Below are 18,341 nucleotides of genomic sequence, written 5' to 3' on the forward strand. Positions count from 1 at the left end.
ATCCAAAACGAAACGGCTGCTATTGAGCAGCCGTTTCGCTATTTGCAGGAGTTTCAATCAGTGAAGGATCGACAATAGTATAGCCTTTGTCTTGAAGCCCCTTCACGATATCCCCCAATGCCTCGCTTGTCCATTTCCTGTCATGCATCAGCAAATTCCCGCCATTTCGCAGATATGGTGAATTCACCATGATATCAGTCAATGCTTCCTTGGATTGATAGTCTTTTTCCCAATCATATCCGTAGGTCCAGTTCATCACCAGCATTTTTTCGTCAGCAGCGAGCTTCTTGCTGTAATCCGTATTCATCCCAAATGGCGCCCTGAAAAATTGCGGTCTTTCGCCGATCAGCTCTTCCACCCGATCATTCAGGTCTACGATTTCCTTTCTTTGCTGTTCTTCTGATAAATCCTTCAATGACTTGTGATTATATGTATGGTTGCCAATCATGAAACCCATCTGATGGATTTCCTTTAAGACTTCTCCTTCTTCAGGCGTATCAAGAAAATGCCCATTCACGAAAAATATTGCTTTCACTCCTAATTCCTTCAACGTCTTTGCCATTTCGAGAGCATTTTTATCAGGAGCGTCGTCAATCGTCAACAAAACAATCTTTTCATCAGGATTTTCAATATTCTCTATCGAAAAATCCGTTTTCATCCGATACTTCGGTGTGCTTTGTTCCACTTCGGTGCTCTCGGGAACTTGTTCTTCTGTTGCTTCTTCTGCCTCCTCTGCTTCGCTGCTTTCCGTTGCGCTCTCAGCGCCTTCCTCTGCGTCGATTTGTTCTTTGTTTACTTCATCAGTCTCTTTTGGTTTTGCGGCATTTTCAGCCGCACTGCAGCCAGCTAGCAATAAAGATGCCGTAAGCATCAGTGTAAACGTTCGATTCAAAACTGTCCCCTCCTGTTGGAATTTCCTTGCTGACAATGATGGTTATATGGCATTCCCTCTGGACAATATTATGCAATGAGAGACATTGTGAAATGGAAAGACACATAAAGAGCAAGACTTAATATGGTGACCAAGAAAGTTTTTCTTGCCGACTTCATAAAAAAATTGCCGATTATTATTGCCAGATAAAAAAATACAATGAACATAATACCATTATAAATCGGATGGTCATGTTTGGATAGCCATTCCGTCAAGGTATACCCACTCCATATGAGTGATTGAAGCAATAAAACCGTATACACCTTCAAACCCTCCACCACCATGTCTAATTTATCTTTCCCGACCTGCAAACTGCTAAACATCCATTCTTTTTACTAGTATATGTACTGTTTGGAAGGATATTTTTCATTTATGTAACAATTCAATAACATTCCATTCTTTTGGAAATTGCTGTGATAGAATATGGACAACTAGTTATCCCAGAGGAAAAATAATAAGAAAAAAGTGAGGCAAAGATAAATGAAAGGCTTATCTTTTGTTTTTGTCGCTACGTTCCTTTTTCTCACGGCTTCATGCAATCCAGTCAACAATTCAGACAAACTGGTGCTGAATGAGGATATAAAGCAGGTTGTCTTCTTTTCAGATGAAAAGAATTACAAGCAGGAATCTTCCTACTATGACGCAATCATAGAGTTAAAGAAGGAATACCCGGCAGAATTTAATAACATTGTTGTCATTCCAGCTTCAAATGCTAACCAGTACCATGATCTTCTTAAAGAGAAAAAGTTCCCCGCCATCCTGATTGTCCATCGTGACCAGGTCCTCGCGAATGTAAATGGAAGTGTCACCAAAGAACAGATCATAGAACCCATCTCTGCTGTTTTGAATAATGATTAAAAAAATCCTTCCCAGATTGGGAAGGATTTTTTTGTTTTATTTTACGATATGAATTGGATTTCCTAGCGCAACTTCTGCAGCTTCCATCGTAATTTCACCTAATGTTGGGTGAGCGTGGATGGTCATTGCAAGGTCTTCAGCTGTCATGCCTGCTTCAATTGCCAAACCAAGTTCAGCAATCATATCGGAAGCATTAGGGCCAGCGATTTGTGCACCAACTACAATATCATCTTCTTTGCGTGTAATCAGCTTCAGGAAGCCATCTGTCTGGTTAAGTGAAAGTGCACGGCCGTTCGCTGCAAATGGGAACTTCGCTGCTTTCACGTCTAAGCCAGCATCTTTTGCTTCTTTTTCTGAGTAACCAACAGAAGCTAATTCCGGATCAGAGAAAACGACTGCCGGGATTGCAAGGTAATCGATCTCTGAAGGATGTCCAGCAATTGCCTCAGCAGCGATTTTACCTTCGTAAGATGCTTTATGAGCAAGCGGCGGTCCTTCAACGATGTCTCCGATAGCGTAGATGTTGCTGACATTGGTACGGCATTGCTTGTCGATTTTGATGACACCACGTTCTGTCATTTCAATTCCGACTTGCTCAAGACCCAACTCGTCAGTGTTAGGCTTTCTGCCTACCATGACAAATACGTAATCTGCTTCGACTTTTTGTACTTCACCTTTAACTTCATAAGTCACAGTTACGCCAGTGTCAGTTTCTTCAACACCTTTAGCAAGTGCCTTCGTGATCACTTCAGCACCCTTTTTCTTAAGGTTCTTTTTCACAAGTGATGACATTTGCTTCTCGAAACCATTGAGGATTTCGTCTGCGCCTTCAAGGATCGTAACCTTCGTGCCGAAGCTTGCGTACGCACCGCCAAGCTCTGTGCCGATATATCCGCCGCCGATGACAACGATGCTCTCAGGAAGTTCCTGAAGATTCAATGCACCAGTGGAATCAAGCACACGCTTAGAGAATTTGAAAGCCGGGATCTCGATTGGACGTGATCCAGTAGCAAGGATAGCGTTCTTGAAAGTATATGTCTGTGCTGAATTTTCATCCATAACACGAATCGTGTTGGCATCCACAAAGTACGCTTCGCCTTTAACGATATCGATTTTGTTGCCTTTCAATAAGCCTTCAACACCGCCAGTCAATTTCTTGACTACTCCAGCTTTGAACTCTTGTACTTTTGAAAAATCAAGCGTAACGTTTTCAGCTATAACGCCCATATCTTCTGAGTGCTTTGCATTTTCAAATCTGTGTCCAGCAGAAATCAAAGCTTTAGAAGGAATACAGCCGACGTTCAGGCAGACACCGCCCAAAGTCGCTTTTTCTACGATTGTTACTTTCTGGCCCAGCTGGGCAGCGCGAATCGCTGCCACATATCCGCCAGGTCCGGCACCAATGACAAGAGTATCAGTTTCGATTGGAAAATCTCCTACTACCATTTATTACCCCTCCATTAACAATAGTTCTGGATCGTTCAACAGGCGCTTGATGTGATTCAATGCATGCTGTGCAGTTGCACCGTCGATCATGCGGTGATCGAAGCTTAGAGAAAGTGCAAGTACAGGAGCAGCAACGATTTCTCCATCTTTAACTACAGGCTTTTCTGCGATGCGGCCAATTCCAAGGATTGCAACCTCCGGATGGTTGATGACCGGAGTGAACCATTGTCCGCCGGCAGAACCGATATTTGTGATTGTGCAAGATGCACCTTTCATTTCATCTGGTGCTAGTTTGCCATCGCGAGCTTTTCCTGCAAGTTCGTTGATCTCATTAGAGATTGAGAAGACAGACTTACGGTCAGCATCTTTAACGACCGGTACAAGCAATCCTTTGTCTGTATCCGCAGCGATACCGATGTTGTAATAGTGCTTGTGAACGATTTCGCTTGTAGCATCATCCAATGATGTGTTCAATGCTGGATATTCACGAAGCGCACTTGTTAATGCTTTTACCACATATGGAAGGAATGTAAGCTTGATTCCTTTTCCGGCAGCAACTTCTTTGAACTTCTTGCGGTGTGCAACAAGCCCCGTTACATCCACTTCGTCCATTAATGTAACGTGCGGAGCTGTATGCTTAGAGTTAACCATTGCCTTGGCAATCGCTTTTCTGATACCGCTCATCTTTTCACGAGTTTCAGGATATTGTCCTTCTGGGATAGCCTGAGCCGCTGCAGCTTTAGGTGCTTCTTCAGCATGAGCTGCCTGCGCTTGATCTGCTTGTGGTGCAGCTGCCGGAGCCCCTCCGCTTAGGAAGTTGTCGACATCAGCTTTGATAATGCGGCCATTCTTGCCTGATCCAGCAACCTGGCGAATATCAACACCTTTTTCACGTGCATATTTACGGACAGATGGCATTGCCACGATTCGGCGGTCAGGGTCTACTTCCGACTGTGGTGCAGCTGCTGCGCCAGCGCCAGTTCCGCCAGCAGGTGCAGGAGCTTCTGCTGCTTCTTTTTTAACTTCCTGGCCAGACTCTAATGTAGACTGTACCTGAGCTTCTGTCTTTTCTTGTTTAGGCTGCTCAGCTGGTGCATCTTCGTCTTCACCTTTGAATTTAAGATGCTCGTATCCTGGTGCATCGAATGTCACAAGGACTTGTCCTACTGTTGCAACTGTTCCTTCTTCAACTAAAACTTCTTCAACTGTACCAGCGACAGGTGAAGGAATTTCAACTACCGCTTTATCATTCTGCACTTCGCATAGTACATCGTCTTCCTGAACTTTATCGCCAGGTTTTACGAACCATTTGACGATTTCACCTTCGTGAATACCTTCGCCGATATCTGGCAGCTTAAATTGGAATGCCAATGGAATTCACCCTCCTAAGTTTATTCGATCATGTTTGCTTAATTAAAATTCAAGTACTTTCTTAGCTGTTTCGATTACATCTTTATAGTTAGGGAGCCAAACAGATTCTGCTTGAGAGAATGCAAATACTGTATCCGGAGCTGCTACACGCAATACCGGAGCTTCAAGGCTAAGGATTGCGCGATCGTTGATTTCGGCAACGATCTGTCCAGCCATACCAGCTTGTTTCTGTGCTTCCTGCACAACAATCGCTCTTCCTGTTTTTTCAACTGAAGCGACAATTGTTTCGATATCGAAAGGCATTACAGTCCTTAAGTCGATTACTTCTACAGAATGACCTTCTTTTTCAAGTTCTTCTGCTGCCTTCAGTGATTCATGGACCATTGCTCCGTAAGTGATGATGGAAAGGTCTTTACCTTCACGCTTAACTTCTGCTTTTCCAAGAGGAATTGTGTACTCTTCTTCAGGAACTTCTTGACGGAATGAGCGATAAAGCTTCATGTGCTCAAGGAAAATGACAGGATCATTATCGCGGATCGCAGAAATCAATAATCCTTTTGCGTCATAAGGAGTTGAAGGAATGACAACTTTTAGGCCAGGCTGTTGTGCGACCATTCCTTCAAGGCTGTCAGCGTGCATCTCTGGAGTATGTACGCCTCCTCCGAATGGTGAACGGATCGTCACTGGTGAGCTGTAGCGGCCGCCAGAGCGGTAACGCATACGAGCCATTTGCCCTGCAATGGAGTCCATTACTTCAAAAACGAAACCAAAGAACTGGATTTCAGGAACTGGACGATAACCTTGAAGCGCAAGACCAATCGCCAATCCGCCGATACCGGATTCCGCCAGTGGTGTATCGAATACACGATCTTCACCAAATTCATTTTGAAGGCCTTCAGTCGCACGGAATACACCGCCGTTTACGCCAACGTCTTCCCCGAATACAAGGACGTTGGGATCATTTTTCAATTCTACGCGAAGAGCGTCTGTAATTGCTTGAATCATAGTCATTTGAGCCATGGCTTACTTCGACTCCTTCTCTTTATATATTTCATACTGTTCTTTTAAGTAGTCAGGCATTTCTTCATACATGATTTCCATAAGGTCAGTTACCTTTTGCTTAGGAGTATCATCCGCTTCTTTGATAGCGTTTTTGATTTCTTCTTTTGCTCTTTCGATTGTTTCGTTTTCCAACTCTTCAGTCCAAAGATTTTTCTTCTCAAGGAACTTGCGGAAACGAACCAATGGATCTTTCTTTTCCCATTCATTGTCCAAATCTGATGTACGGTAACGAGTTGGGTCATCACCTGCCATGGTATGAGGACCATAACGGTAAGTCATCGTTTCAATCAAAGTAGGACCTTCTCCGTTTACAGCGCGCTGGCGTGCTTCAAGAGTTACAGCATAAACTGCAAGCGGGTCCATTCCATCCACCTGAATACCAGGGATACCTGCAGCAACAGCTTTTTGAGCAATTGTCTGTGCAGAAGTCTGCTTTTCAACCGGAGTTGAAATCGCAAAACGGTTATTCTGGACGAAGAAGATTGCTGGAGCTTTATACGCACCCGCAAAGTTGATTCCCTCGTAGAAATCACCCTGTGATGAACCGCCGTCACCTGTGTACGTTACAGCTACTGCTTGAGCTCCGCGTTTTTTCATGCCAAGCGCAACACCTGCAGCCTGGATATATTGAGCACCAATGATGATTTGAGGTGAAATGACGTTTACACCTTCAGGAATCTGATTGCCCTTGAAGTGGCCGCGTGAGAACAAGAATGCCTGTGTAAGCGGAAGGCCATGCCAGATCATCTGAGGTACATCACGGTATCCTGGAAGAATAAAGTCTTCTTTTTCAAGTGCGAATTGGGATGCAAGCTGGGAAGCTTCCTGCCCTGCTGTTGGAGCGTAGAAACCAAGGCGTCCCTGGCGGTTCAATGAAATTGAACGCTGGTCCAAAATTCTTGTATAAACCATACGCTTCATTAATTCTTGTAATTGCTCGTCCGAAAGTTCAGGCATTGCCGCTTCATTAACGACTTCGCCTTCTTCATTTAAAATCTGGAACATTTCAAATTGGCTTTCGATCTTTTCGAGCTGCTTCTTTGCATCAATAGTGTTGTTTTTCGTTTTAGATGCCATCAGAGCCACCTCTTCCTTTCTAACTCATAAATTTTATTAAATATACAAAAATTAGGTTACCCAAAATGAGGATAAATTCCCCCGGGTTTCTATAATACATCTTGAGCTGAACTGTTCATCTTATTTACAGCAGAACACAAGGGGTCCAAGCATTTTTGCTGGATCAACCTGTGAACACACCATTATATAGTTTTCCACAGATGCACAATAAAAAAACTTATATTTCTCCATTACTGCTTCCTGAATTCTGTATTAGTAAAATCAATAAACAGAGTAATACAATTCGCTCATTCGTTTTTTAGTTTACATCAGGAAAATACCTCCGTCAAATACTATGTTTTATCTTTTTTAATTTTAATCACCATCATTATGTTATTATCCTGAAAAAGTAACTGTATTACTCTTCTGCAATGGCTGTACTATAATAAATTACTTTTAATTCAAACTGTATTAATGCTGAACATCAGGTTTGTATCCATTAAATAATCCGGAGTGCAAAGCAAGATCCGCTCCCTTTCAAGCCAAAAGCAAAAAAAACCGCTTTTGATTCCAAAGCGGTTTTGGTTCTGTTCTTATTCTTTCTTATCCGGGCTTACTTCTATTCCAGCTTTTTTATAAAAGGCCAGTTTTTCTTTATTGTACTGATCTGTTTTGTCATTGAATTCCTGATTGTCCTTGAGGACCGTTTCATAAATTTCATTGACTTTATTGATTTGCTCTTCCAGCTTGTCAAAGCTCAATTCCTTGTCCTTCAGCATTTCATAAAGCTCTTTGTCATATTGAAGTCCCTGTTTGTAGTTTTTGTAGAGGTCCTCATGTATTTCATACCGTTCATTCATCGTCGCCTTTAATTCATTTGCCTGCTTCTTGAGGCTGGAATCCTCAATCTCTTCGATAATTGGGTCGATGTTCTTGAATTCTTTTTGGGATTCGTCGATACTTTCTTTTTCCTTATCAATATGCTCAGCCCGTTTGTCGGCATTAGCCAATGCCTCATCAGCCAGCTTTACAATTTCGTCATATTCCTTCATTCCTAAAGATATGATCTTTTCATATATTTCCTTTTCCTTCTTTTCCAGTTCTACAAGCGGATCCTGTTGATCCTCAAATGTCTTTTCAATTGAAACCACCTTTTCAAGCTCTTCGAACATCTTTTCCTCCGGTGATTGCTTGTCCAAACACCCTGCAAGACTAAAAACTCCAGCCATCATGATAATAGCCAAACTTATTTTTTTCATTATGGACAAAATAATAACCTCCTCATAGATACCAATTTTACTATAGCGATTGCGGCGAGTTTTGACAATAGATATGAAATTTCGTGTTTTCCATAACAGGAGTGGAATAAGTTTGTCCTTTCCCTAAATATATTCAACCATAAAGCAATTTATGCTTTGGGCATGAGCCTATACCTTCTTGTTTCTTTTGCATAGGCTATAGCAATCGACCCGAATTGCGGGCGAATCATACAATAGAGGAGGTTTCCATATGTACGGATACGGATATGGTTGTGGCTATCCTGTTGCAGGAGTAGGTTATCGCGGTGGATTCGCTTTGATTGTTGTGTTGTTTATCCTTCTGATCATCGTCGGATGCGCATGCTGGAAGTTCTAATTGGAAAAAGTGAAGGGAGAAGGGATGCATATCCCTCTCCCTTTTCATGTTTTCTAGTTAACTTTTCATCATACATTTGTTAGACTTAACATTATTACATACTAGAGGTGAAATATATGTTGACGATGGATGATATCGTTCGTGATGGACATCCTGCGCTTCGAAAAGTCGCAGAAGAAGTTTCCATGCCTCCTTCACAGGAAGATAAAGCAATACTCCAAAGCCTGATTGAATATGTTAAGAACAGCCAGGATCCTGAGGTAGCCCAGAGACACGGTCTTCGCCCGGGCATCGGTCTTGCTGGTCCGCAAATAAATGTTACTAAACGAATGATCGCTGTCCATTTGTCAGATGAGAAAGACAGCTTGATCAGCTATGCCCTTTTCAATCCTAAGATCATCAGTCATTCAGTGGAAAAATCGTATCTGACTGCTGGTGAGGGCTGCCTCTCGGTGGATGAGTCGATCCCTGGATATGTTCCCAGGTATGCACGAATAACCGTAAAAGGATTCGACCTTGAAGGAAATGAAGTGAAAATCCGCCTCAAAGGCCTTCCCGCTATCGTATTCCAGCATGAAATCGACCATCTCAATGGCATCATGTTCTATGACCATATCAATAAGCAGGATCCATTTGCCGAAGTCCCAGATGCTACCCCGGTAGAACGATAAAAGCCGAATCTATCCAGATTCGGCTTTTTTTGTTAAGCTGTTTTCACATTGATCGTTGCTTTTAATCTTGAATTCCCCTACCCTAAATCAATTTCAACTCTTTCAATCCATTCCATATACCGTTGTCATCGACATCGCTGGTGACCATATTCGCCAATTCCTTCAGTTGCGGTACAGCGTTGCCCATGGCAACTCCTGTTCCTGCCGCTTTCAGCATTTCAAGGTCATTCAGGCCATCTCCAAATGCATAGACATCCTCGGGATTGAAACCTAAGCGTTCGACCATCTTCTTTATGCCTTCTGCTTTGGAACCACCCGCAGGAAGGATATCGACTGAATACGGATGCCATCTGATAAAGGTGAATTCCGGATAATTCTCCCGGTAGAATTCCTCCATCCCTTCTTCACAGAACAAAAGGGTTTGGAACAGGTCCTTGTCAACATAAAAACGGTCATCCTGTTCCGGATGGGCAAATTTCAATCCCCCCAGGCTTGTTTCGATGAAATTGTGGTGTTTTACAGAGGACTTCATCGTCTGATGGTTCATAAATACGACCGGGTGACCCTTGTCTGAAGCTTCAAGGTAAAGCTGCTCTAATTTATGATTGTTCAGTGGGTTTTGGTAAATGGGCTCTCCCTCAAACACAACATATTGGCCATTAAAGCTTACGAAAGAATCGATATCCAGCTCTTTCCTGAGATTTTCGAACATAAATGGAGCCCTTCCCGTCGCAATCGCCACGAATACCCCATTTTCCTTCAGCTTTTCAAGTGCCTCTTTTGTGGAGGCAGGCAAATTTTTATCATGGTCCAAAAGTGTCCCATCAATATCAAAAAATACGATTTTGCTCATGAAATATTCTCCTTCAATGCTCTGCTTGAATGTATTTTCCTACCTCTTGGGCAGAATTATGTAATCTCGGTAGTCTATCAAATCGATGAGTTCATGTACAGAAAAACGCAGCATAAAACTGTGTCAAATAAATGACAATTTATGTAATTCCATCAATATCCATGAAAAAATTTGCTATTTCATCATATAATATAAACAAAAAGATAGGAATTTGAAAAATTATCTTTGCTAAACTTTTCCTTGTTTACTTTACTTTGGACAAGGATAGTTTAAAATAAGAATTAAGGAGATGATCCACTATGTTAAAGAAGCTAAGGAAAAAGCTTTTGAAACAGTGGAAAGATTTGCTTCGTAAAAAAACAATCGCTTAACTTTTTGAGCCCTTCAAACTTGCGAAGGGCTCCTTCCTTATTGTAAATTGGTTAATAGCGGAAAACACGGCACGGTTGATAATAACAATGGTAACATTGTCATTTTTATATAGGACTGAGTTCGAATTGATTTCAATGCCACCCGACACTCTGGCATAGTATTTACTGTAAATCCAGCCAGAATGGACAGTGGATGAAATCAGTTTTATGAAGAACATCCTGTAAAATAGAAAAGTATATTTAAGGAGAGAGATTTTTAATGATTTTTAAAGTTTACTTCCAGGAATCCAACAAGCAAGTACCAGTTCGCGAAAAGACACAGACGATTTATGTTGAAGCCGACTCGGAAAGAGAAGTACGGACTAAAATTGCTGACCGCCAGTATAATGTCGAATATGTCGAGGCAGTTAAGGGTAATTACTTTGAGTATGAAAAGCAAAAAGAAGACTTTGAAGTATTGGAGATCGAATAATTTATGAAATTCGTAAAAAATGACCAAACAGCCGTTTTTGCACTCGGTGGATTGGGTGAGATCGGCAAGAACACGTATGGCGTGCAGTTTCAGGATGAAATCATTTTGATTGATGCAGGCATTAAATTCCCTGAAGATGAATTGCTGGGAATTGATTATGTCATCCCTGACTATTCCTATCTTGTAAAAAATGAGGACAAGATCAAAGGCCTTTTCATTACCCATGGCCATGAAGATCACATCGGCGGCATTCCCTACTTGCTTCGTGAAATCAATGTCCCGATCTACGGCGGCAAACTGGCGCTCGGCCTGATTAAGAACAAGCTTGAAGAACATGGCCTGCTTCGAAAAGCGAAACTGATTGAGATCAAGGAAGATGATATCATCAAATTCCGCAAGACATCGGTTACGTTCTTCAGGACGACACATAGTATTCCAGATTCATACGGGATCGTTGTAAAAACACCTCCTGGACAAATCGTCCACACTGGTGACTTTAAATTTGATTTCACCCCAGTAGGTGAGCCAGCCAATTTGACGAAAATGGCTGAAATCGGCAAAGAAGGCGTGCTCTGCTTGCTTTCTGACAGCACAAATGCCGAGGTGCCTCATTTTACAATGTCTGAACGCCGTGTAGGTGAGAGCATACATGATATTTTCCGAAAAGTGGATGGACGGGTGATTTTCGCTACTTTTGCGTCGAACATACATAGATTGCAGCAAGTTACCGAAGCAGCAGTCGCAAACGGCAGAAAAGTTGCCGTGTTCGGCAGAAGCATGGAATCAGCGATCACGATTGGGCAAGAACTGGGCTATATCACGGCTCCAAAGGATACTTTCATCGATGCGCAGCAAATCAACAGGATGCCTGCCAACCAGGTGACGATCCTTTGTACCGGAAGCCAGGGCGAGCCAATGGCCGCTTTATCTCGTATTGCGAACGGTACACACCGCCAAATCCAGATTCAGCCTGGCGATACAGTCGTATTCTCGTCATCCCCGATCCCTGGAAATACCATCAGCGTCAACAGGACCATCAACATGCTGTCCCGTGCAGGTGCTGATGTCATCCATGGTTCATTGAATGACATCCATACTTCCGGCCACGGCGGCCAGGAAGAGCAGAAACTGATGCTGCGACTGATCAAACCAAAATACTTCATGCCAATCCATGGTGAATTCCGCATGCAGAAGATGCATAGCAAACTTGCTGCCGACTGTGGAGTGCCTGAAGAAAACTGCTTCATTATGGATAATGGCGAAGTTCTGGCTCTTGGCGACAATGAAGTGAGTGTCGCTGGCAAAATTCCTTCTGGCAATGTGTATATTGACGGAAGCGGTGTAGGCGACATCGGCAACATCGTCCTTCGCGACCGACGTATTCTTTCGGAGGAAGGCCTTGTCGTTGTAGTCGTAAGCATCAATATGAAGGAATTCAAGATTGCCGCTGGCCCAGATTTGATTTCACGCGGATTTGTCTATATGAGGGAATCCGGGGATCTGATCAATGATGCGCAAAGCTTGATCAGTAAACACTTGAATAAAGTGATGGAAAGAAAAACTACTCAGTGGTCTGAAATAAAAAATGAAATCACTGATACACTTGCACCTTTCCTATACGAAAAGACAAAACGCCGCCCAATGATCCTGCCGATCATCATGGAGGTATAGCAAAAAAAACCGTTGCGATTATCGCAACGGTTTTTTTAAAGCTGTTTTCGTAAAGATTGTTGTTAAAATCCTAAAACCGATTTTAACGTGACCATAAGCCACTTTTTAGTTCGGAATTAAGTGTGCAGGCTCTTTTCTCTTAATTAGCTTTAATTTTGTGTAGAAATATATGTTTTTCAATTCAATTTTGCTGCCAAAAGCAACAAAGTTTGAGAGAAGTGCCTTTTTTTAACCATTTGAATCTATATTATTTTGTTGGCGAGGCTTATTCTTCTTCCTGACAAAATAAATGATACCTGCAACTATTATCCCTACGATCAGGAGGATAGGGAGATTGCCTGCAAAGAACACAATGATTCCTGAGCCTGCAGCAAGCAAAATATTAATGTTATCTGCGAATTGCTTTTTGATTTTCTGCCATGTATTTAGATTTTCATTATCGATTTTCGGAACCGCTACAAGATTTTCCTGCAAAATGATCGTCACCGTTGAATAGGCTGTCTGATTTTCGAGGAATTTCTTTCTTCCTGCAATCTGATCGATGTCTTCCTGGACTTGCGCTAAATCTGATGATATCTTCAGCAGGTCGTCGGTTTTTTGCGCTTCCTTCATGAATTCTAACAGCCTGGCTTCCACTGCCTTTTTCGATTTCAATCGTGATTCGAGGTCAACATATTCCTCGGTAACATCCTGCCCGCTCACTCTTCGATTATTGACCTTGACTGACAAACCCTCGGCATCATTCAAAAACGCATGAAAATGCTCCTGAGGAATCCTGAACGTCATCGTCCCGCTTTGCTGATTATCATCGTAACGGTTTGAATCAGATTGTACAATATAACCATTGTAGCGTCCGGCCTTCTCTTCGAGTGCATTTCGCGCATTTTCAAATTTTTTCACAGTGATATCCAATTCCGCATTAAAAATGACCATTCGCTGGCTTACAGCTTCCTTTTCTGACACACCCGCCCGAGTATCGGATTTCGATTTTTCTCCAGTGTTCTGTTCCTGTTCTTTTCCTTCTGAAAAACTGACCCGGTCCTCACTGACATTGTCCAGTTCGGCAGAATTTCCAGATTCGTCCATTTCACTTTTTTCACTGGATGTCCCCCCGCTGCAGCCGGCAAGCAAAAATATTAACGAAATAAACAATAGCAGATTCTTTTTCAACAATGAAAGTCCCCCTTGAATACATATCTTTATGTAATAGACGGCAATTTTGTATATATGTTACAAAAAAAAGAAAGCCTTCAAAAAGAAGACTTTCTATCCTGCATCCAGCATATTGAATTGGGCTTTTACAAGGTGATGATATTCGCCCTGAATCTCCATCAGCTGGTCATGATTGCCGCGCTCAATGATCAAACCATTCTCCAAGACGAAAATATTATCCGCTTCCCTGATGGTCGACAATCTGTGGGCGATGATGATTGCAGTCCTGCCTTTCAACAATGTCTTGAGGGCTTTCTGGATTTTCACCTCTGTTTCCGTATCGATGCTTGCTGTTGCTTCATCCATAATCAGGATCCGGGGATTCGCCAGCAATGCCCTGGCGAACGACAGAAGCTGCCGTTCCCCAACCGAGAGGATATTCCCGCGCTCTTCAACCTCTGTTTTATAGCCATTCGGCAGTTTCTCAATGAAATCCGAAGCCCCTACTGCTTCAGCAGCAGCCCTTACTTCTTTTTCTGTTGCATCCGGTCTGCCGAAAAGGATGTTATCGTATATCGTTCCGGAAAAAATGAAGGTATCCTGCAACACGATGCTGATATGTTTTCTCAGGCTGCCAATCGAAATATCTTTAAGGTCATATCCATCAATCAAAACCTTACCCGCTGTCGGATCATAGAACCGGCTGATCAGATTGGCGATGGTCGTTTTTCCTGAACCTGTATGCCCTACCAAAGCAACGGTCTGGCCGGCTTGCATTTCGAGGCTTATCCCTTTTAGTGCAGTCCGTTTCTCATCATAAGAAAATACAACATTATCAAATTTTATGTCACCGCGCATGTCATCCAGTTCAATTGGATTATCTGTTTCAGAGACAATAGGCTTTTCATCAAGAAATTCAAAGATTCGTTCAGACGATGCCATTCCCATCAACAGCTGGTTATACACCTGCCCCAACCTTGAGATAGGCTCCCAGAACATCCCCAGATAGAAAGCAAACGATACGAACACCCCGATGGAGATGGTATCATTTTGGATCAGGCTTGCTCCGTACCAGATCAGCACTGCGGTCCCAAGAGCATTTGTCAATTCAACCATCGGACGGAACATGGCATTTTTCTGTGAAGCCGACTTCCAGCTTTGGAAGGTCTCATCATTGACACCATCAAAGAAGGCCATGTTTTCTTTTTCCTGGGTGAATGATTGTGTGACCCTTATGCCCTGTATGCTTTCATTCAAGTGAGAATTCAGCTTTGATTGCTTCATGCGCACATCCTGCCATGAGCGCCTGATATTCTTCCTCAGCTTAGTCGAGATCAGGAACATGATTGGCAAAATGATCATGATTGCCAATGTTAGCTGTGGACTCAGCGAGAACAGGATAAAGAAGATCCCAATCAGGAGAACCATATCCATCAGCAGGTTGATGACACCATTGGTGAACAATTCCTGCAGAGAATTGATGTCATTCATGATCCTTACCAGTATCGAACCAGCCGATCGCTGGTCGAAAAATCGATGGGAAAGGTTTTGCACATGAGTGAACAAGTGCTTCCGCAAATCATAAATGACATTTTGGCCTAATTGATTCATCCACCGTATCCGGAAAATATTCGCGACATAAGACGCAGAATACAAGCCTCCGATGATAGCGACCAGCCAGAAAAGCATCGTGGCATCCTTGTTCTTCACTGCCCTGTCAAGTGTGTAGATCCCAATCAGTATTGGGATCACGAGCCTTACCGCTGTTGTGATCAGGACCATCACAATCGACAGCGGCACAAGCGTCTTATTATATGGAATCATATAGCTGAAAAGCCGCAGCATCTGTTTCCAGTTAAACGGCTTATCGATAATCTGGTCAGTAGAATAGTGAAATCTTTTTAGAACTTGAGAATTGCTTTTCCTGCTCAATAACCTTCCCCCCTGAATTCCTGTTTGTTAGAGATTGGCTGATTACGACTAATGACATCATCCAGTTTGCGACACCTTTTGGCGGTCTTTGAACTGGATATCATAAATCTTTTGATACGATCCGCCATTCTTGATCAATTGCTCATGGGTCCCGCGCTCGGCAATCGATCCATTTTCGAGCACAAGAATTTCATCTGCATGTTTGAGAGAGGAAATACGGTGTGCGATGATGAACGTCGTCCGCCCCTTCATGACTTCCAATAATGCTTTCTGGATTTTGAACTCTGTTTCCATATCAACCGCACTGGTGGCATCATCCAGGATTAAAATGCTTGGATTGACACAAATTGCCCTGGCGATCGCGATCCGTTGCTTTTGGCCTCCTGAAAGTCCCATGCCTCTTTCGCCAAGAATCGTATCATATTGATCCGGAAGCTCCATGATGAAGCTATGCGCCTGAGCCCTTTTGGCAGCTGCGATGATTTCATCCATGGTCGCATCGGGGTTTCCATAGGATATATTAGCTTTGATCGATGATGAAAACAGGAAGGATTCCTGCAGGACAATTCCGATATTGCTTCTGAGTGAGCGAACTGAATATTCCTTGATATCCCGGCCATCAATAAGAACCTGGCCTGAAACTGGCTCATAGAATCTTGTCATCAGCTGGGTTATGCTTGTTTTCCCTGACCCTGTCGATCCAATCAGCCCGATTGTCTGCCCTGGCTTTGCCTTGAAGGAAATATCATATAACGCTGCATTTTCATCATCACCATAACGGAGTGTGACCTGGTCGAATTCCACTTCCCCAGAAAGCTTCTCTATCTGAAGAGCTTCCCTCTTCTCTTCAATTTCATCGTCAGCCTCAAGGATTTCCAATAATCTTTCACCGGATGCCTTTGATTGCGAAAATAGATTCACCACGAATCCAAGGTTCATGATTGGCCACATGATGTACCAGACAAGGCTGTAAAAAGCGACCAACTCTCCAGGCAGGAGTGATCCGTCCATGACTAGGAAACCACCGTAACCCAATAACAGAACAACACTCAAATTACCGAGAAACTCCATTAGCGGGAAATACTTCGCCCAAATTTCAGATGTGAATAGATATTGATCCTTATAATTGCCGTTCGAATCATTGAATCTGCCAATCTCATAATCTTCACGAGACAGGGATTTTACCGTGTTGATTCCGCTGATATTTTCCTGTACTTTAGTATTCAGTTTCCCAAATGATTTTCGGATTCCCCTGAAAGCAGGGTGGACTGCCTTGTCGAACTTATAGACGACCACAGCAAGAAAAGGAAGGGTCGCAAGCGTCACCAGCGTCAGTGGAATGGAGTAATAGAACATCACCGAAAAACTTATGCCGATCAAAAGGACAAAACGAATCAATTCTGAGAATCCGAAGCTTAGGAAAAAGCGGAACCCCTCTACATCAGCGGTAAGCCGTGACATCAGATCCCCTGTCTTCGCATTGTCATAGTATCGGAAGGAAAGAAATTGCAGCTTTTCATAAAGCGAATTCCTTAGTTTATATACAGAGTGGATTCCGAAAAGGTCCCCTGTATATTGATAAATATAAGTACAAACCCCTTTTACGATCATAGATCCCACGAATCCCCCCGCAAGGAGCGGAATCATGTCATACTTACCGCCAATGACGGCTTCGTCAATCGTAAGCTGCAGGATCATCGGATAGACCACCGTGATAGCCGTTACGATCAACATAAATAAAATCGACCATATAAAGTAATTTTTGTAAGGCCAATAGTACTCTTTCAGTTTTTTGAATGTCTCCATTCATTTCCCCCCTTTGGAAAAGCTTAACAAATAGAAAAGGCACGTATACATTAATATATCGAGTTTCGAAATATTTTTCCAGCCTTTTTTGAGAATTTTTTTATTTTTTTGTATATAGGAATTATCTGATTTTACGAACAGGAAGTTTGAGTGTGGGATTTTTTGTGGTCTAGGAAAGTGAAATAATAAATAGCCGTTTTAGCGGAGCAATCGGACACTTGCCCTAACGAAAGGAATGAATGCAAAATGTCCGATAGAAGGCTCTATCGGACATTCTTATGACGGTTTCCTTAAAAAGTGTCCGTTAGACTGGCTCTATCGGACATTCTCTTGGCGATTCCTCCAAAAGTGTCCATTAGACTGGCTCTATCGGACATTCTCTTGGCGATTCCTTCAAAAGTGTCCATTAGACTGGCTCTATCGGACGTACTCACGACGGTTTCCTTAAAAAGTGTCCGTTAGACTGCCTTTATCGGACATTCTCTTGGCGATTTCCTTCAAAAGTGTCCATTAGACTGGCTCTATAGGACGTTCTCACCGGAATTCTGTAAAAATGTCCGATATACCGGGACGGAAAGAGTAAGGAGTTGATCAACCATCAATCGCTGTTTTCTATTTCGTCGATTAGTCTGACCAGCCGTTTCTCAAGCATCTTCATTCCGCTTCCTCCTGCCTGAAAATGCCTTAACAGACCGTTTTTATCGAAAAGATAGTAGGCAGGGACGTACTGGTTTTCAAATGCATCCGTCAATTTAAGCTCGTCATCGATGAAGATGGGCTGGCTGATCTGATGCTCTGCTGCTGCCTGTTTGATTTCATCCATTTTCATGTCATGCTCTGAGCGGGGCATATGGACAGCCATCACATTCAACTTGTCTTCATAAGTATCACGGAGTTCATTCACCATAGGCATTGCCACCTTGCATAGATGGCAGCTGATCGACCAGAAGTGGATCAGCGCAGGCTTTTTGCCGACCAGCTGTTCTCTGGAAACCTCACCATTCAGCCATTCAGTGGCTCCTGATATTTCAGGCATGGGCTGACGCAGTCTCAT

The 18,341-nt window shown here is 42.9% G+C and carries 16 protein-coding genes; 5 read left to right on the plus strand and 11 right to left on the minus strand.

Features of this window, described 5'->3' with window-relative positions; genetic code table 11:
• Positions 1 to 19: 19 nt before the first annotated feature.
• Positions 20 to 892, minus strand: a complete 873-nt coding sequence (locus ACNAZ4_RS02160) for a polysaccharide deacetylase family protein (RefSeq protein WP_415812540.1) — start codon at positions 890 to 892, stop codon at positions 20 to 22.
• Between the two features lie 519 nt (positions 893 to 1,411).
• Between ACNAZ4_RS02160 and ACNAZ4_RS02165 the strand changes: the two genes are divergently transcribed.
• A complete protein-coding gene (locus tag ACNAZ4_RS02165) occupies positions 1,412 to 1,789 on the plus strand; it encodes a small peptidoglycan-associated lipoprotein (protein WP_415812541.1) in 378 nt (125 codons plus the stop codon).
• A gap of 36 nt (positions 1,790 to 1,825) precedes the next feature.
• Here ACNAZ4_RS02165 and lpdA read toward each other — a convergent pair whose 3' ends face one another.
• From lpdA to ACNAZ4_RS02190, 5 genes are all read right to left on the minus strand, one after another.
• The gene (lpdA, locus tag ACNAZ4_RS02170) at positions 1,826 to 3,235 is read right to left on the minus strand and encodes a dihydrolipoyl dehydrogenase (protein WP_415812542.1); all 1,410 of its coding nucleotides are present in this window, start codon (positions 3,233 to 3,235) and stop codon (positions 1,826 to 1,828) included.
• Positions 3,236 to 3,238: 3 nt separating this feature from the next.
• Positions 3,239 to 4,606 carry a dihydrolipoamide acetyltransferase family protein gene (locus ACNAZ4_RS02175; protein WP_415812543.1) on the minus strand — a complete coding sequence of 456 codons (1,368 nt, stop codon included), beginning with the start codon at positions 4,604 to 4,606 and terminating at the stop codon, positions 3,239 to 3,241.
• Between the two features lie 42 nt (positions 4,607 to 4,648).
• Positions 4,649 to 5,626 (minus strand): alpha-ketoacid dehydrogenase subunit beta, encoded by a 978-nt coding sequence (locus ACNAZ4_RS02180; RefSeq protein ID WP_415812544.1) that lies wholly within the window; start codon positions 5,624 to 5,626, stop codon positions 4,649 to 4,651.
• A 3-nt stretch (positions 5,627 to 5,629) separates the two neighbouring features.
• Positions 5,630 to 6,745, minus strand: a complete 1,116-nt coding sequence (gene pdhA / locus ACNAZ4_RS02185) for a pyruvate dehydrogenase (acetyl-transferring) E1 component subunit alpha (RefSeq protein WP_415812545.1) — start codon at positions 6,743 to 6,745, stop codon at positions 5,630 to 5,632.
• 572 nt (positions 6,746 to 7,317) lie between these two features.
• Positions 7,318 to 7,983, minus strand: a complete 666-nt coding sequence (locus tag ACNAZ4_RS02190) for a YkyA family protein (protein ID WP_415812991.1) — start codon at positions 7,981 to 7,983, stop codon at positions 7,318 to 7,320.
• A gap of 250 nt (positions 7,984 to 8,233) precedes the next feature.
• On the opposite strand from ACNAZ4_RS02190, the gene ACNAZ4_RS02195 reads away from it, so the two are divergent.
• Together ACNAZ4_RS02195 and def are read left to right on the plus strand one after the other, a co-directional pair.
• Positions 8,234 to 8,359, plus strand: a complete 126-nt coding sequence (locus tag ACNAZ4_RS02195) for a YjcZ family sporulation protein (RefSeq protein ID WP_415812546.1) — start codon at positions 8,234 to 8,236, stop codon at positions 8,357 to 8,359.
• 116 nt (positions 8,360 to 8,475) lie between these two features.
• Positions 8,476 to 9,030, plus strand: a complete 555-nt coding sequence (def, locus tag ACNAZ4_RS02200) for a peptide deformylase (protein ID WP_415812547.1) — start codon at positions 8,476 to 8,478, stop codon at positions 9,028 to 9,030.
• Positions 9,031 to 9,112: 82 nt separating this feature from the next.
• On the opposite strand, the gene ACNAZ4_RS02205 is transcribed toward def, so the two are convergent.
• On the minus strand, positions 9,113 to 9,883 hold the full coding sequence (locus tag ACNAZ4_RS02205) for a Cof-type HAD-IIB family hydrolase (protein WP_415812548.1): 771 nt from the start codon (positions 9,881 to 9,883) through the stop codon (positions 9,113 to 9,115).
• A gap of 630 nt (positions 9,884 to 10,513) precedes the next feature.
• Here ACNAZ4_RS02205 and ACNAZ4_RS02210 point away from each other — a divergent pair.
• Both ACNAZ4_RS02210 and rnjA read left to right on the plus strand, forming a co-directional pair.
• On the plus strand, positions 10,514 to 10,726 hold the full coding sequence (locus ACNAZ4_RS02210; RefSeq protein WP_415812549.1) for a DNA-dependent RNA polymerase subunit epsilon: 213 nt from the start codon (positions 10,514 to 10,516) through the stop codon (positions 10,724 to 10,726).
• Positions 10,727 to 10,729: 3 nt separating this feature from the next.
• Positions 10,730 to 12,397: a ribonuclease J1 gene (gene rnjA / locus ACNAZ4_RS02215; RefSeq protein ID WP_415812551.1), complete on the plus strand. Its 1,668-nt coding sequence runs from the start codon at positions 10,730 to 10,732 to the stop codon at positions 12,395 to 12,397.
• 228 nt (positions 12,398 to 12,625) lie between these two features.
• On the opposite strand, the gene ACNAZ4_RS02220 is transcribed toward rnjA, so the two are convergent.
• From ACNAZ4_RS02220 to ACNAZ4_RS02235, 4 genes are all read right to left on the minus strand, one after another.
• On the minus strand, positions 12,626 to 13,570 hold the full coding sequence (locus tag ACNAZ4_RS02220; RefSeq protein ID WP_415812552.1) for a DUF4349 domain-containing protein: 945 nt from the start codon (positions 13,568 to 13,570) through the stop codon (positions 12,626 to 12,628).
• 93 nt (positions 13,571 to 13,663) lie between these two features.
• A complete protein-coding gene (locus ACNAZ4_RS02225; protein WP_415812553.1) occupies positions 13,664 to 15,481 on the minus strand; it encodes an ABC transporter ATP-binding protein in 1,818 nt (605 codons plus the stop codon).
• A 57-nt stretch (positions 15,482 to 15,538) separates the two neighbouring features.
• A complete protein-coding gene (locus ACNAZ4_RS02230) occupies positions 15,539 to 17,287 on the minus strand; it encodes an ABC transporter ATP-binding protein (protein ID WP_415812554.1) in 1,749 nt (582 codons plus the stop codon).
• 598 nt (positions 17,288 to 17,885) lie between these two features.
• Complete coding sequence (locus ACNAZ4_RS02235) at positions 17,886 to 18,341, minus strand: TlpA family protein disulfide reductase (protein ID WP_415812555.1); 456 nt, start codon at positions 18,339 to 18,341, stop codon at positions 17,886 to 17,888.

The organism is Mesobacillus thioparans, assembly GCF_965138835.1.
In the GTDB taxonomy this organism is placed as follows: domain Bacteria; phylum Bacillota; class Bacilli; order Bacillales; family Cytobacillaceae; genus Mesobacillus; species Mesobacillus thioparans.

What these genes read in the sequence shown, in the direction of transcription:
- ACNAZ4_RS02195 (WP_415812546.1), top strand. Translation starts at nt 8,234, where the DNA reads ATGTACGGATACGGATATGGTTGTGGCTATCCTGTTGCAGGAGTAGGT.
- rnjA (WP_415812551.1), top strand. Translation starts at nt 10,730, where the DNA reads ATGAAATTCGTAAAAAATGACCAAACAGCCGTTTTTGCACTCGGTGGA.
- def (WP_415812547.1), top strand. Translation starts at nt 8,476, where the DNA reads ATGTTGACGATGGATGATATCGTTCGTGATGGACATCCTGCGCTTCGA.
- ACNAZ4_RS02180 (WP_415812544.1), bottom strand. Translation starts at nt 5,626, where the DNA reads ATGGCTCAAATGACTATGATTCAAGCAATTACAGACGCTCTTCGCGTA.
- pdhA (WP_415812545.1), bottom strand. Translation starts at nt 6,745, where the DNA reads ATGGCATCTAAAACGAAAAACAACACTATTGATGCAAAGAAGCAGCTC.
- ACNAZ4_RS02235 (WP_415812555.1), bottom strand. Translation starts at nt 18,341, where the DNA reads ATGAGACTGCGTCAGCCCATGCCTGAAATATCAGGAGCCACTGAATGG.
- ACNAZ4_RS02205 (WP_415812548.1), bottom strand. Translation starts at nt 9,883, where the DNA reads ATGAGCAAAATCGTATTTTTTGATATTGATGGGACACTTTTGGACCAT.
- ACNAZ4_RS02190 (WP_415812991.1), bottom strand. Translation starts at nt 7,983, where the DNA reads ATGAAAAAAATAAGTTTGGCTATTATCATGATGGCTGGAGTTTTTAGT.
- ACNAZ4_RS02230 (WP_415812554.1), bottom strand. Translation starts at nt 17,287, where the DNA reads ATGGAGACATTCAAAAAACTGAAAGAGTACTATTGGCCTTACAAAAAT.
- ACNAZ4_RS02165 (WP_415812541.1), top strand. Translation starts at nt 1,412, where the DNA reads ATGAAAGGCTTATCTTTTGTTTTTGTCGCTACGTTCCTTTTTCTCACG.
- lpdA (WP_415812542.1), bottom strand. Translation starts at nt 3,235, where the DNA reads ATGGTAGTAGGAGATTTTCCAATCGAAACTGATACTCTTGTCATTGGT.
- ACNAZ4_RS02210 (WP_415812549.1), top strand. Translation starts at nt 10,514, where the DNA reads ATGATTTTTAAAGTTTACTTCCAGGAATCCAACAAGCAAGTACCAGTT.